Source organism: Paraburkholderia sp. CI3, assembly GCF_050436505.1.
GTDB classification, from domain to species: Bacteria; Pseudomonadota; Gammaproteobacteria; order Burkholderiales; family Burkholderiaceae; genus Paraburkholderia; species Paraburkholderia tuberum.
On sequence record NZ_JBNDMI010000004.1, the window covers coordinates 1,250,714 to 1,264,749 of the forward strand.

The window sequence follows — 14,036 nt, forward strand, 5'->3', positions numbered from 1 at the left end:
CTTCGCGCCGTCCGTGACACAGAAGAAAACCGGCGCTCGGGCGCCGGTTTTTTTTCGTCTATCGACTGCCCGCCCCAAATTTCACGATGTAAAAAATTTTTTTGCGTCGTAAAAAATCATGCTGCAAGGCACAAGAAGGACTATTGCAACAGGGAAAATATCGTTTCTTATCGCGAAACGCAAGCATCAAGTCATTGATTTTATATAAAAATAAATATTGGAAAAACGCTTTGCGGCGTCTATTGCGCGTCCTTCGATTTGCCTAGACTCTTATATAAGACTTCACGAAACAGAACGCCTCTCCGGGCCCGACGCTTCGAGAAGACAGAGTCGCCCATCCTCCATAACTGGCATCGAAGGAGCACATCATGACCATGACCCGCGAACAGCAAGTGCAGCAACTCAAGCAGCAATGGGAAACGGACCCGCGTTGGAAAGGTGTCAAGCGCACCTACTCGGCCGAAGACGTGGTGCGTCTGCGCGGCTCGGTGCAACCTGAGCACACGCTCGCGAAGCGCGGCGCGGAAAAGCTGTGGGCCGCCGTCAACAACGAGCCGTTCGTCAACTCGCTCGGCGCGCTGACCGGCAACCAGGCGATGCAGCAGGTGAAGGCTGGTCTGAAGGCAATCTATCTGTCGGGCTGGCAGGTCGCGGGGGATGCCAACGTCGCCGGTGAAATGTACCCGGACCAGTCGCTGTATCCGGCCAACTCGGTGCCCCTCGTCGTCAAGCGCATCAACAACACGCTGACGCGCGCCGACCAGATCCAGTGGTCGGAAGGCAAGAACCCGGGCGATGAAGGCTACGTCGATTACTTCGCGCCGATCGTGGCCGACGCGGAAGCCGGTTTCGGCGGCGTGCTGAACGCGTTCGAACTGATGAAGGCGATGATCGAAGCGGGCGCGTCCGGCGTGCACTTCGAAGACCAGCTCGCATCGGTCAAGAAGTGCGGTCACATGGGTGGCAAGGTGCTCGTGCCGACCCGCGAAGCCGTCGCGAAGCTGACAGCCGCGCGTCTGGCCGCCGATGTGTCGGGCGTGCCGACCGTGCTGCTCGCCCGCACCGACGCGGAAGCCGCCGACCTCGTGACCTCGGACATCGACGACAACGACCGCCCGTTCCTGACCGGCGAGCGTACCGTCGAAGGCTTCTATCGCACGAAGCCCGGTCTCGAGCAGGCAATCTCGCGCGGCCTCGCCTATGCGCCGTACGCAGACATGATCTGGTGCGAAACCGGCAAGCCGGACCTCGAGTTCGCCAAGCAATTCGCCGACGCGATCCACAAGGAGTACCCGGACCAACTGCTGTCGTACAACTGCTCGCCGTCGTTCAACTGGAAGAAGAACCTCGACGACGCGACGATCGCGAAGTTCCAGCGCGAACTCGGCGCGATGGGCTACAAGTTCCAGTTCATCACGCTGGCCGGCTTCCACGCGCTGAACTACTCGATGTTCAACCTCGCGTACGGCTATGCGCGCAACCAGATGACCGCGTTCGTCGAAATGCAGCAGGCGGAGTTCGCGGCGGCCGAAAAAGGCTTCACCGCGGTCAAGCATCAGCGTGAAGTCGGCACCGGCTACTTCGACGCGGTCACGCAGACGGTCGAGCGCGAAGCATCGACGACCGCGCTGCACGGTTCGACGGAAAACGAGCAGTTCTTCGACAAGAAGGTCGCCTGAGATCAGCCAGTCGGGTTATGCAGTCCCGTGGCCTGAGCGCAGGAACGATCGGCAAACGTCGAGCGGCACCACCAGAGTGCCGCCGACGCAGGGAGGGCCGTGCCGTCCTGGATTGGTGAGAGCGTCAGCGCGAACGCCGACGGCCGGAGAGTCTGAAAGAAGCCAGCACGCGGCAAGCGTGCGGCGAACCTGAACGCGCCGGCAGCGCCGCCGGCGCGCTTTTTTTAGAAGGCGGTGCATGCCGGCACGCTGCCGGCAGTGCCAAGCGATTCAGCGATAGACGATCACAGGAATTTTCGTATGCGTGAGCACGCGCTGCGTTTCACTGCCGATCAGCAGGCTGCCGAGCCCGCGCCGCCCATGCGATGCCATGAAGATCACGTCGCAGCGCCCCTGCTCGGCCGCTTCGATGATGCCGAGATACGGCGCCGGATGCACGCTCGTGCGGCTCTCGACACTGACGCCGACGCGGTGCGCCGCATGCTCGACTTCGCGCAGATGCACGCGCGCCTCACGCTCGCTGCGTTGCAGGAACTCGCCGGGCGGTTCGACCACGACATCGGAGAACGGCGAGTACGGATATTGCGGCAGACAGGCGTATGCGGTAACGCGGGCGCCCACGGCCTGCGCGAGGTCGATCGCGCCCGCTATCGCCTTGCGTGACAGATCTGAACCATCGGTCGGAACCAGGATGTGCCTGAACATGATCCCCTCCGTCGCCGGCTGCCCGCAGACGGCGTCAGCGTCCAACAAAGCCCAGGGTGCAGGTTGCTCGAAACGATTGTAATGCGTATGAATGCGGGTACTCGCGTCTGTCTGGAGATTGGCGCATCAGTCCCAGTAACCGGGTTCGCCGTACGTATGCTTGAGAAAGTCCAGAAACAGCCGCACCCGCAGCGGCAGGTGACGGCGCTGCGGAAACACCGCGTGGATGCCGATCGGCGGCGCGGCGAATTCGTCGAGCACGCTGACGAGGCGGCCCGTCGCGATCTCCGCACCGACCTCCCACCACGAGCGCCACGCGAGCCCGTGTCCGGCGAGACACCATTCGTGCAGCACCGCGCCGTCCGAGCACTCCATCGTGCCGGATACCTTGATCGACACGACCTTGCCGTCGTGCTGAAACATCCAGCCGCGCTGCTGGTTCGCGCTGGCGCCGAGCGCGAGGCAGTTGTGGCGCGCGAGGTCGGCCAGGCTGTGCGGCGCGCCGCGCCGGCTCAGATACGCGGGCGACGCGACACATACGCGCCGGTTCTCCGCGAGCTTCAGCGACACCAGCGACGAATCGGGCAATTCGCCGAGCCGCACCGCGCAATCGAAGCCTTCGTTGACGAGGTCGACGAGACGGTCGGACAGATCGAGCGTGATCGACACGTCCGGATGCGCGACCGTGAACGCGGGCACCAGTGGCGCCACGTGCCGGCGCCCGAAGCCGGCCGGCGCCGACAGCCGGAGATGGCCGCTCGCCTTCACGCCGCCCGCCGACACGCTCGCCTCGGCGTTCTGCATGTCGTGAAGAATGCGCTGGCAGTCTTCGAGAAAGGCCGAGCCTTCGAAGGTCAGCGTGATCTTGCGCGTCGTGCGCACGAGCAGCTTGACGCCGAGGCGCTCCTCCAGTGCGTCGATGCGCCGGCCGATGATCGCGGGCGCGACGCCCTCGGCGAGCGCCGCCGCGGACAGGCTCCCTTTGGCCGCGACAGTGGCGAAGGTCTCGATCTGCTTGAAACGGTCCATGAACGATGCGCGCCGCGGCGAGGCGGAAAAGTGAGCAGTGCGCGTCACATTAGGGACGAAAAAGTAAAAGATCAAGTGATCTTTAGCCTATTTTTTAGCACCTAAGGTCAGCAATACAATCGATCCCGACCTCTGACAGGAGCGCATGGCAATGTCGGCCACAACGACACCTTCCCCGCGAGCAGTGATTTTCGACGCCTACGGCACGTTGTTCGACGTGCATTCGGTGATCGCCGCCGCGGAGCAACTGTTCCCCAGCCACGGCGACGCGCTGTCGCAGCTGTGGCGCCAGAAGCAGATCGAATACACGCAATTGCGCACGCTCGCCGCGCGCAGCGACGCCCCCGGCGAACACTACCGCCCGTTCTGGGACATCACGCTCGACGCGCTGCGCTTCGCCGCGAAAAGACTGCAGCTCACGCTCGGCCGCGCGGCCGAAAAGCGGCTGATGGACGAATACGCGTGCCTGTCCGCATTTCCCGACGCGGTGCCCGTGCTGCGTGCGTTGCGCGAGGCCGCCGCCGCGCCACGCGTGGGGCTCGCGATTCTGTCAAACGGCAATCCGCAAATGCTCGACATCGCGGTCAAGAGCGCCGGCATGAACGCCCTCTTCGATCACGTGCTGTCGGCCGACGCCGTGCGCGCGTACAAACCCTCGCCTGCCGCGTATGCGCTCGGCCCCGACGCGTTCGGCGTGGCCGCGCGCGAGATCGTGTTCGTGTCGTCGAACGGCTGGGACGTCGCGGGCGCGACATGGTTCGGCTTCACGACGTTCTGGCTGAACCGGCAGAACCTGCCCGTCGAAGAGCTCGGCGTGACGCCGCATGGTACCGGTGGCGGCATGAACGATCTGCTGGACTTTCTGCACACACTCGCGACGTCGTCACGCTCGAGCGGCGGCCGTCGAACGAAAATTCATGGCAGTGGCAGTCGCAAGCGCGCCGGCCCGCGCGTATGACGGCACCCCTCGCATTCGGCAATCCACTTCCCCCTTTTCAACCTTCGCATTTTTGCAATCTGACCGACCAAGGAGACAACATGGCTCATTCGCTGTCGTTGCCGCAAGGCATGGAAATCACCGGCGACATCAAGCCCGGCTTTGAAGCGATCCTCACCCGCGAAGCGCTGGAACTCGTCGCGGCCTTGCACCGTACGTTCGAGCCGCGCCGTCAGCAGTTGCTGCAGGCGCGCGTCGAGCGCGCGAAGCGGCTCGACGCGGGCGAGCGGCCCGACTTCCTCGCCGCCACGAAGAGCGTGCGCGAAGGCGACTGGAAGATCGCGCCGCTGCCGCAGGATCTGCAGTGCCGGCGCGTCGAGATCACCGGCCCCGTCGAGCGCAAGATGATCATCAACGCGCTCAATTCGGGCGCCGACTCCTACATGACCGACTTCGAGGATTCGAACGCGCCGAGTTGGGACAATCAGATCACCGGTCATATCAATCTGAAGGACGCGGTGCGCCGCACGATCTCGCTCGAACAGAACGGCAAGGCGTATCGGCTCAACGACAGGACCGCGACGCTGATCGTACGTCCGCGCGGCTGGCATCTCGACGAGAAGCACGTGAAGGTCGACGGCCAGCGCGTGTCGGGTGGCATCTTCGATTTCGCGCTGTACATGGTGCACAACGCGAAGGAGTTGATCGCGCGCGGCTCGGGCCCGTACTTCTATCTGCCGAAGATGGAGAGCCATCTCGAAGCGCGGCTGTGGAACGACATCTTCGTCGCCGCGCAGGAAGCGGTCGGCGTACCGCGCGGCACGATTCGCGCGACGGTGCTGATCGAGACGATCGTCGCCGCGTTCGAAATGGACGAGATCCTGTACGAGCTGCGCGAACATAGCTCGGGCCTGAACGCGGGCCGCTGGGACTACATCTTCTCGGCGATCAAGAAGTTCAAGAGCGACCGCGACTTCTGCCTCGCCGATCGCTCGCAGATCACGATGACCTCGCCGTTCATGCGCGCGTACGCGCTGCTGCTGCTGAAGACCTGCCATCGCCGCAACGCGCCGGCGATCGGCGGCATGAGCGCGCTGATTCCGATCAGGAACGATGCGGCCGCGAACGACAAGGCGATGGCCGGCGTGCGTTCAGACAAGGCGCGCGACGCGGGCGACGGCTACGACGGCGGTTGGGTCGCGCACCCGGGCCTCGTGCCGGTCGCGATGGAAGAGTTCGTCAAGGTGCTCGGCGATCGGCCGAACCAGATCGGCAAGCAGCGCGTCGACGTGCTCGTGGCCGCGACCGACCTGCTCGACTTCCGCCCGGAAGCGCCGATCACCGAAGCGGGCTTGCGCAACAACATCAACGTCGGCATTCACTACCTCGGTTCGTGGCTCGCAGGCAATGGCTGTGTGCCGATTCACAACCTGATGGAAGATGCGGCCACCGCCGAGATTTCGCGCTCGCAGGTCTGGCAGTGGATCCGCTCGCCGAAGGGCAAACTCGACGACGGTCGCAAGGTGACGGTCGAACTGGTGCGCGAGCTCGCGGCGCAGGAGCTCGACAAGGTCAAACAGACGGTGGGCGAAGATACGAAGCCGTATGAGCGTGCCGCGCAGATCTTCGAGCAGATGTCGACTGCGGAGCAGTTCACCGATTTTCTGACGCTGCCGCTTTACGAAGAGATTTGATGGTGCTGATGATGCGGGCTCGAGCGCCTTGGGCCTGCTCGAGCCAGGTGATCGCATCGGCTTGCACGACGGCACGCCGCGGACATACGTGGCGCGCCGTTTTTTTGCTCGCCTTCGTGGACCAGCTCAGCGCGTGCGCCGATGTTCGACCCAATCTCCTGAACGGATCTCGGGCAACCCTTTTACCGCGCTCGGCGCGACCGGATAGAAGCGGCAATTCACGACGTTGCCGTCCACTTTGACCATCACCTCACGTGCCAGAAAACGATCCTCGACGCCCGGATACACGGCTTCGATTTCGTCGAGCACCGCGACGAGCGCATCGTCGATTTCATAGACGTCGCCGCGCACGTCGATGCCCGCTTCGTCGACGACGAGACCCGGATAGGCGCCAAAATCGAACAGATGCCCGCGCACGGTGGTACTGCCGAGCAGGCTCGGTGCGGGGATGTCGTTGCGCGCGGCGGCTTCGCTGATGTCGTTGGTTTCACCGGCACGCAGCGTGCCGTAGACAAAGACGGTCTGCATCGTCGTTGAGTCTCCATGGTCAGAGGTGATGTCGGTGGCTCGGGGGCCATCGGGACATTATGCAACGGCGGCCCGTCGGCAACAGAAACTGGGCACGGCCTACAATGCTTGATGCCCGCGGCGGTGAATGGCCTCGACCGCGCTTCGCCGTTGCCAGCTCCGTGATCCGAACCGACCTTGCCATGACCTCGTCCTCCGACTCCGACTTGTTGAGCCGCGTGCGTTTCGCCGACATACCGCCCGAGTTCGCGCCGAACGAGATGCATCCGATCCGCGTGCGCTCGCGGCCAATGCCGGCGGGCTGGCATATCGCGCGTCATACGCATGCCTGGGCGCAGGTCGCGTATGCGTCGCGCGGCGTGCTGCGGGTCGCAACGACGGGCACGACATGGATGGTGCCGCCATCGCGCGCAATCTGGTTGCCGCCGCATGTGACGCACGAAGTGGTCGCCGTCGAGGATGCGTTCCTGCGCACGCTGTACATCACCGAGAGTACGGTGCCGGCCGGGCTCGATACGCCGCGCGTCGTCGAAGTATCGAACCTGTTGCGCGAGGTGATTGCCGCGCTCGATACGGCTGGCCTGTCCACCGCGCGCGAGCAACTGCTCGGCGCGCTCGCGCTCGATGAACTGACGCGCTCCGAGCCGTTGCCGCTGTCCGTGCCGATGCCCAGCGAAAAGCGCCTGCGCGCGCTGTGCGAGGCCGTGATCGCCGACCCGATGCATGGCCAGTCGCTCGAGCAGTGGGCATCGACGGTGGGCGCGAGCACGCGCACGATCGCGCGGCTGTTCCGCCAGGAGCTGGGTGTGAGTTTTTCGCAGTGGCGTCAGCAGGCGATTCTCGCGCGCGCCATTCCATTGTTGAGCCAGGGACGGCCGCTGTCGCACGTCGCGCAGGAACTGGGCTATCAGAGCCAGAGCGCCTTCTCCGCGATGTTCCGGCGTGCGTTCGGCGCGAGTCCACGCGCGTTTATCGAGCGAGGCGCCGAGCATCGCGCGAGCAACGGCGAGCATGATGACGCGCAAGCGGATGATGAAACGGCACAGGATCAAGCCGGTTCGACGGACGTCGCCGAGCGGTGAATGGCGACAACTTGCGCTGCGCGTCGGCCATCAATGCGGGGCACGCCTCAAACCCGCCGCGCCAGATGACGGATTGCGCCTAGCTGCGCGAGCCGCGGCCCGGCGAGCTTATAGCCCTTGCGCTGATAGAGTCGCGCCGCCGGATTGTCGACGAACACGCGCAACTGCAACTCGCGCAGCCCGCGCTCGCGCGCCCATTGATGCGAGATGTCGAGCAGAAACGTACCGGCGCCAAGCCGACGATATCCTTCGGCGATCTGCACGTCGCGGATATGCAGCGAATCACCCTCCTCGGTGATACGCAGCACGCCCATCGGCACGCCATCCACTTCGAGAATGAAATTCTCCGATTCGCGCCAACTGCCGAGAAACAGATCGCTGCGCCACACCAGATGATGCCGGCGATAGTAGCCGCCCATGTTGTTGCGGGTCAGCGCCTCGGCAAACTCGAAATCGTCCATGCTGGCCGTGCGCAGATGAAACGGTGACGGAGCTTCGGTGGGATCGAACATGGCAGGACCGCGAGGATGAGTCGGATAAACGGTAAAACAGGCCGCGCGCGCTGGCAATGGCTGTTTGTCCCGAGCCTTCCGGGAGGCGCCCGGCAACGGCAGTAGAAACGGAGCGGTTACGGTCCTATGCGCAGGCGCCATCACCCGCTCACCAGCACGACGGCTGCGGACATACACGTTCGCATCGTCGGCACAGCGCACGAAGCAGTGGCCGCGCCGTTCCAGTTCCTTGTCCACCACGTCGAGCAACACGTTGGCCAGCAACGGCGGATCAGCCGGATCACGCTGGCCTCCCCAATTCGTTTTCTGTAGACGGTCAATCAGGATGTCGTGGTTGACCCGGTCGAAGAACTTCTCCAGATCAACGTCCACTACGATTCGCCGGCCCGACTACACGTACGACTGCGCGGCAAGCACCGCGTCGTGCGCACGCCGTCCGGGCCGGAAGCCGTAGCTCTCCTCGTTGAAGGTCGGGTCCAGAACCGGCTGCAGCACCTGCCGCAGCGCCTGCTGGATCAGCCGGTCCGTTACCGTCGGGATGCCAGGCTCGCGCTCACCTCCGTCCGGTTTCGGGATCGTCACCCGCCATACCGGACCGGGCCGGTACGTCCCCTTCTGCAACTGTTCATAAATCGCGGGCCACGCTGTCACCAGATGGTGTTGGCCCGTACCCGTTTGAACGCGTGCTTCAGGTTCTCTTTCGTCAACGCCGCTACCAGCAGCGGTGACCCTGTGTCCCCGGATTCATGGCGCGGGCAACAGGCTTCGTCGCTCACGGAAATAGGCGCAGCTTAACCGCGCGTGCCTCCCGATCGCCCCGCTTGCGCGGGCATCTGACGCAATTCCTGTCGCATCGACATGGCGCTGGACACTCCCTCCCGTTCGGCCCTTCATCACCAGCTCCAGTCTCACTGACCTGTCCTGTGACTACTTACGGCCTCTGCTGACTTCTCGCTCCGGCTCGACGCCGTCGCCCTTTCAGGCATGAGGCGAGATCTCCCCAGGTAAGAGCGCACTCCTTCATGGCACAGCCGCCGCATTTACGCCGCTTCGCCTTGGTCACGAGAGCTTCGCGGTCTATTACCCGCCCGCCCTGCTTGGCAACGCCTTCTATGCGGTTCTCGTTTATCGGCTCGCGACTTACGCTCCACGCTTCCTTCCCACATTCGGCCGCCGTCATGCAGTTGCGCTTCACTTCATTCGCTGTGACCAGCTTATGGCGGGACTTGCACTCGCAGGAGTGCGCCCATGCTGGGCGCACAATAAAAAAAGCCCACTTCTCGCGAAGTGGGCTTTCTCAAATCTGGCGGAGCGGACGGGGCTCGAACCCGCGACCCCCGGCGTGACAGGCCGGTATTCTAACCAACTGAACTACCGCTCCAGATTTTGCATCGCAGCCTGCGAGCCATACTCTCAGCCTGCTGCACCGTTCAAACTTCCAACCGAACGACGCCGATGTTCTGGCGTCCCCTAGGGGATTCGAACCCCTGTACTCACCGTGAAAGGGTGATGTCCTAGGCCTCTAGACGAAGGGGACAACGTACTGCTTACACCTTTAATGAAAAAGCCCGTTCAAGTATGTGTGAACGGGCTTTGTCTGGCGGAGTGGACGGGACTCGAACCCGCGACCCCCGGCGTGACAGGCCGGTATTCTAACCGACTGAACTACCACTCCAGTCTTTACACCCTGCTTGCGAGCGTCGGTTAATTCTCTGCAAGCTGCGCTGCTCTACTACTCGAATACTAAAGCGACGCTGATGTTTGGCGTCCCCTAGGGGATTCGAACCCCTGTACTCACCGTGAAAGGGTGATGTCCTAGGCCTCTAGACGAAGGGGACAAAATCTTTTCAGATCCGTCTCAATTCGCTTTTGACTTGATCAACTCGCGCTAACTTTTCAGTTAATTCGCCAAGCTGTTTTCTGGTCAACAGCGAAGACCGAAATTTTAACTACATTTCAGCGATTTGTGAAGTCTTTTTTCTACAACCATCTGACTTCTTAACCACTTTAACCTCTCTGCTCTCTTGGTGGAGGTAAGCGGGATCGAACCGCTGACCTCTTGCATGCCATGCAAGCGCTCTCCCAGCTGAGCTATACCCCCGCGCACATCAGAGAAACGAGATTTTAGAGGGCGATCTGCGCTTTGTAAATACCCTTTGAGCAATTACATTCGAATTTTCTCCGGAGGCATGCGAAACCTCTGACGCACGCTGCCAACGGATTAGCCAAGCGCTTTTCCGATGCGGCTAACGACGACGTCGCGACCGAACAGCATCAGCACGCTATCGATCGACGGTGTATGCGTCGTACCCGCCACCAGCAGACGCACCGGCATCGCGAGCTGCGGCATCTTCAGCTTGTGCGTGCCAAGCGTCGCTTTCAGCGCGGCGGCGATCGCCTCCTTGGTCCATTCGACCGTATTCAATGCAGCGACCAGATCAGCGAGCGCCGGACGAACCGCGTCGGTGACGTGCTGTGCAAGCGACTCAGCGTCGGGTGCCGGAGTGCGATAGAACATCGCGGCGTTCTGCGCGATCTCCTTCACGGTCGACGCCCGATCCTTCATCAGGCCCACCACGCCCGTCAGATCCGGACCTTGGGCGAGTGTGGCTTCGTCGATGCCGAGCTCCGCGAAGAACGGTTTCGCCAGTTCGGCGAGGCGTGCGTTGTCGGCTTCCTTGATGTAGTGCGCGTTGAGCCAGTTCAGCTTGTCCTGGTCGTACTGCGCCGGCGACTTGCCGAGGTGCTCGAGATCGAACCACTCGACGAACTGCTCGCGCGTGAAAATCTCCGCGTCACCATGCGACCAGCCGAGGCGCGCCAGATAGTTGACGACCGCTTCCGGCAGATACCCCGCATCGCGATAACCCATCACGCTCATTGCGCCGTGGCGCTTGCTCATCTTCTCGCCCTGCTCGTTCAGCACGGTCGGCAGGTGTGCATACACCGGCGGCTCGCCACCGAGCGCGCGCAGTATGTTGATCTGGCGCGGCGTGTTGTTGACGTGGTCGTCGCCACGAATCACGTGAGTGATGCGCATGTCGAGATCGTCGACGACGACGCAGAAGTTATACGTCGGCGTGCCGTCCGGACGCGCGATCACGAGGTCGTCGAGTTCTTCGTTCGAGATTTCGATGCGGCCTTTCACCGCGTCGTCCCACGCGACCACGCCGGTCAGCGGATTGCGAAACCTTAGCACCGGCTTCACGCCCACGGGCGGCTCCGGCAGCACCTTGCCCGGCTCCGGGCGCCACGTGCCGTCGTAGCGCGGCTTTTCGCCTGCTTCGCGCTGGCGCTCGCGCAGCGCGTCGAGCTCTTCGGTCGACATGTAGCACGGATAGACGAGCCCCGCCTCCTGCATCTGCTTCAGCACTTCGCCGTACCGGTCCATGCGCTGCATCTGGTAGAACGGGCCTTCGTCGAAATCGAGGCCGAGCCACGCCATGCCTTCGAGAATCGCGTCGACGGATTCGGTCGTGGAGCGCTCGAGGTCGGTGTCCTCGACCCGCAGCACGAAGGTCCCTTTCATCTTGCGCGCGAACGCCCACGGATACAGCGCGGAGCGGATGTTGCCCAGGTGGATGAAGCCGGTGGGACTCGGCGCGAAACGGGTACGAACGGAGGTGGTCATTAGCGGTTACTCGGAAAACAGGCGCCGGCGCTCAGGCGAACATGGCTGCGAAGCGCGGCAGCGGAGCGTGCCCATGCTGCGCGCGACGTCGCGCACGGCCACGAGGGAATAAGTGCAAGAGCCGAATTATACCTTCCGCACGCGGGTTGCCGCCCTCGTCCGAACGGCCTAAGGCGCATGGGCGAACGGCGTCCGGACATCTGCGTACGCACCTTCCCAGCGCTCGCCCAACTCATCTTGAAAAAGCGCCGCGTCAGTTCCGAATACTTCCTCTGCAACGTTTCATTACAGCGGACCGCGCGAGCCGATCGTTTGCATTAAGATGTGCGCGCGCTGCGATGCGGGCTTACCGCACATCGATCCGATACGGAGCGAACACCGCTGCAGCGCGCGCAATCGCCGTCGGCGATCCGCCCGGTCTGACCTCAGCCTGATCGCGGTACGCGCGACGCCGCTCGCGTCGCGCGCGCCGTTGCTGGAGAACTCGTTGAAACCCTCATCCCCGAACTTGAGCCGCCGCAGCTTTTCGCTGGCGGCCGCATCCGCGGTGCTTGCCGCCTGCACCACGACCGCCGGCAAACTCGATGGCGCGCCGATCACCGCGACGCCCGCCGTTCCCTCGCCGCCTGAAAAAGCGCAACAGAAGCCGGTTCGCGTCGCGCTCGCTCTCGGCGGCGGCGCCGCGCGCGGCTTTGCGCACATCGGCGTCATCAAGGCTCTCGAGGCGCGCAATATCCAGATCGACCTGATTGCCGGCACGAGCGCCGGCTCCGTCGTCGGCGCGCTGTACGCGTCGGGCATGAACGGCTTCGCGCTGAACAAGCTCGCGCTGTCGATGGACGAAGCGTCGATCAGCGACTGGGCGATGCCGTTTCGTACGCGCGGCTTCCTGCAGGGCGTCGCGCTGCAGAACTACCTGAACACGACGCTGAACAACCGCCCGATCGAGAAGATGGCGAGGCCGCTCGGCGTAGTCGCGACCGATCTGCAAACCGGCCAGCCGATCCTGTTCCAGCGTGGCAACACCGGCATCGCGGTGCGCGCGTCGTGCAGCGTGCCGTCGATTTTCGAGCCGGTGAAGATCGGCGGTCACGAGTACGTGGATGGGGGTCTCGTGAGTCCGGTACCGGCGTCGTTCGCGCGCAAGATGGGCGCGGATTTCGTGATCGCCGTCGATATCTCCCAGCGACCGGAAAACGGCGTCACGGCAAGCTCGTTCGACGTGTTGATGCAGACCTTCACGATCATGGGCCAGACGATCAAGGCCTACGAGCTCGACAAGTACGCCGACGTGGTGATCCGGCCGAATCTCGCGGCGATGAGCGGCAGCGATTTCTCACAGCGCAACGCCGCGATCCTCGCCGGCGAGGAAGCGGTCGCGAAGATGATGCCGGAGTTGCAGCGCAAGCTCGCCGCGCGGCGCATGGGAGCCTGAAAGCCCGGCGACGCACGGTCGCTGTGCGTCGCCATGGCAAAAATGCGCGCATCAAACGCAAAAAGCCTGCTTCGAACGAAGCAGGCTTTTTTATCGCCAGGCCTGGCGCCGAATCAGTTATTCCCGCCGATCGTCGCGGTCACGCGCTTGCGCAGATCGTCGGCCTGATACGAGGTCTCGATCCGACGCGCACCCGTAAAGCGCTTTTCCCAGTAGCCGTCATCCATGTCGTCGACGCGGATCGTGCTGCCGGTGGACGGCGAGTGCACGAACTTGTTGTCGCCGATATAGATGCCGACGTGCGAGAACGTGCGGCGCATCGTATTGAAGAACACCAGATCGCCCGGCTTCAGGTCGCTTACCCGCACCTTCTCGCCCACGCGGCTCATTTCCTCGGCACGGCGCGGCAGCGCGAGACCGAGCGTGTCCTGGAACACGTAGCGCACGAAACCGCTGCAATCGAGCCCCGAATCAGGCGTATTGCCGCCCCAACGGTAGCGAACGCCGATCATGTTCAACGCGCCGACCACCACGTCGCCCGCTTTGCCGGCCATGCCCGAAAGGAACGATTTGGCGCTGCCGCTTTCGCTGCCGGCGGCCTTGGTTTGGGGAGTGAGAAGGGAGAGAGGATCCGAGCCGTTGGTGGTCGGATATGAGGCATTCTGATTAAAACCGCTTACTTCGTCGGCGAACGCGCTGGGAGCTGCTGCCATCAAGACGCCAATGAACATCCCGGCGACGACGCGCGTGCAAGCCTGGGTGAAGTTTCTGTGCTGCATTGGTCGGTAGTTTTTGCCAAAAAAT

Annotated in this window: 11 protein-coding genes, 5 tRNA genes and 1 pseudogene; 5 read left to right on the forward strand and 12 right to left on the reverse strand. The window is 63.2% G+C overall.

All coding sequences use genetic code 11. The features are described 5' to 3' along the window. Positions 1-374: 374 nt before the first annotated feature. Complete coding sequence (gene aceA, locus OKW29_RS27120; protein ID WP_429294945.1) at positions 375-1,679, forward strand: isocitrate lyase; 1,305 nt, start codon at positions 375-377, stop codon at positions 1,677-1,679. A 270-nt stretch (positions 1,680-1,949) separates the two neighbouring features. On the opposite strand, the gene OKW29_RS27125 is transcribed toward aceA, so the two are convergent. After that, positions 1,950-2,384 carry a universal stress protein gene (locus tag OKW29_RS27125; RefSeq protein WP_090800630.1) on the reverse strand — a complete coding sequence of 145 codons (435 nt, stop codon included), beginning with the start codon at positions 2,382-2,384 and terminating at the stop codon, positions 1,950-1,952. Positions 2,385-2,510: 126 nt separating this feature from the next. Next, positions 2,511-3,413 carry a LysR family transcriptional regulator gene (locus OKW29_RS27130; protein WP_184004033.1) on the reverse strand — a complete coding sequence of 301 codons (903 nt, stop codon included), beginning with the start codon at positions 3,411-3,413 and terminating at the stop codon, positions 2,511-2,513. Between the two features lie 151 nt (positions 3,414-3,564). Here OKW29_RS27130 and OKW29_RS27135 point away from each other — a divergent pair, with 151 nt between their 5' ends. Continuing rightward, positions 3,565-4,371, forward strand: coding sequence for a haloacid dehalogenase type II (locus tag OKW29_RS27135; RefSeq protein WP_429293278.1), 807 nt, complete (start codon positions 3,565-3,567; stop codon positions 4,369-4,371). A gap of 80 nt (positions 4,372-4,451) precedes the next feature. Then, positions 4,452-6,044, forward strand: a complete 1,593-nt coding sequence (gene aceB, locus OKW29_RS27140) for a malate synthase A (protein WP_429293279.1) — start codon at positions 4,452-4,454, stop codon at positions 6,042-6,044. A gap of 126 nt (positions 6,045-6,170) precedes the next feature. Here aceB and OKW29_RS27145 read toward each other — a convergent pair whose 3' ends face one another. Next, entirely contained in the window at positions 6,171-6,572 is a 402-nt protein-coding gene (locus OKW29_RS27145) for a gamma-glutamylcyclotransferase family protein (RefSeq protein ID WP_184066255.1), read from the reverse strand. 182 nt (positions 6,573-6,754) lie between these two features. Here OKW29_RS27145 and OKW29_RS27150 point away from each other — a divergent pair, with 182 nt between their 5' ends. Then, positions 6,755-7,654, forward strand: a complete 900-nt coding sequence (locus OKW29_RS27150; protein WP_429293280.1) for an AraC family transcriptional regulator — start codon at positions 6,755-6,757, stop codon at positions 7,652-7,654. Between the two features lie 47 nt (positions 7,655-7,701). On the opposite strand, the gene OKW29_RS27155 is transcribed toward OKW29_RS27150, so the two are convergent. From OKW29_RS27155 to gltX, 8 genes and pseudogenes are all read right to left on the reverse strand, one after another. Next, a complete protein-coding gene (locus OKW29_RS27155; protein WP_018417609.1) occupies positions 7,702-8,166 on the reverse strand; it encodes a GNAT family N-acetyltransferase in 465 nt (154 codons plus the stop codon). 123 nt (positions 8,167-8,289) lie between these two features. Continuing rightward, positions 8,290-9,026: pseudogene (locus OKW29_RS27160) on the reverse strand (reverse transcriptase domain-containing protein); the annotation flags it as partial. 444 nt (positions 9,027-9,470) lie between these two features. After that, positions 9,471-9,547, reverse strand: a tRNA-Asp gene (locus tag OKW29_RS27165). Positions 9,548-9,627: 80 nt separating this feature from the next. Beyond that, positions 9,628-9,703, reverse strand: a tRNA-Glu gene (locus OKW29_RS27170). 61 nt (positions 9,704-9,764) lie between these two features. Next, positions 9,765-9,841 (reverse strand) — tRNA-Asp (locus tag OKW29_RS27175). An 87-nt stretch (positions 9,842-9,928) separates the two neighbouring features. Beyond that, a tRNA-Glu gene (locus OKW29_RS27180) sits at positions 9,929-10,004 on the reverse strand. A gap of 187 nt (positions 10,005-10,191) precedes the next feature. After that, positions 10,192-10,267: transfer RNA gene (locus OKW29_RS27185), tRNA-Ala, on the reverse strand. Positions 10,268-10,387: 120 nt separating this feature from the next. Further along, positions 10,388-11,797 carry a glutamate--tRNA ligase gene (gene gltX, locus OKW29_RS27190; RefSeq protein ID WP_429293281.1) on the reverse strand — a complete coding sequence of 470 codons (1,410 nt, stop codon included), beginning with the start codon at positions 11,795-11,797 and terminating at the stop codon, positions 10,388-10,390. A gap of 487 nt (positions 11,798-12,284) precedes the next feature. Between gltX and OKW29_RS27195 the strand changes: the two genes are divergently transcribed. Next, the gene (locus OKW29_RS27195) at positions 12,285-13,232 is read left to right on the forward strand and encodes a patatin-like phospholipase family protein (protein ID WP_429293282.1); all 948 of its coding nucleotides are present in this window, start codon (positions 12,285-12,287) and stop codon (positions 13,230-13,232) included. 113 nt (positions 13,233-13,345) lie between these two features. On the opposite strand, the gene OKW29_RS27200 is transcribed toward OKW29_RS27195, so the two are convergent. Next, positions 13,346-14,011 (reverse strand): C40 family peptidase, encoded by a 666-nt coding sequence (locus OKW29_RS27200; protein WP_429293283.1) that lies wholly within the window; start codon positions 14,009-14,011, stop codon positions 13,346-13,348. Positions 14,012-14,036 lie beyond the last annotated feature (25 nt).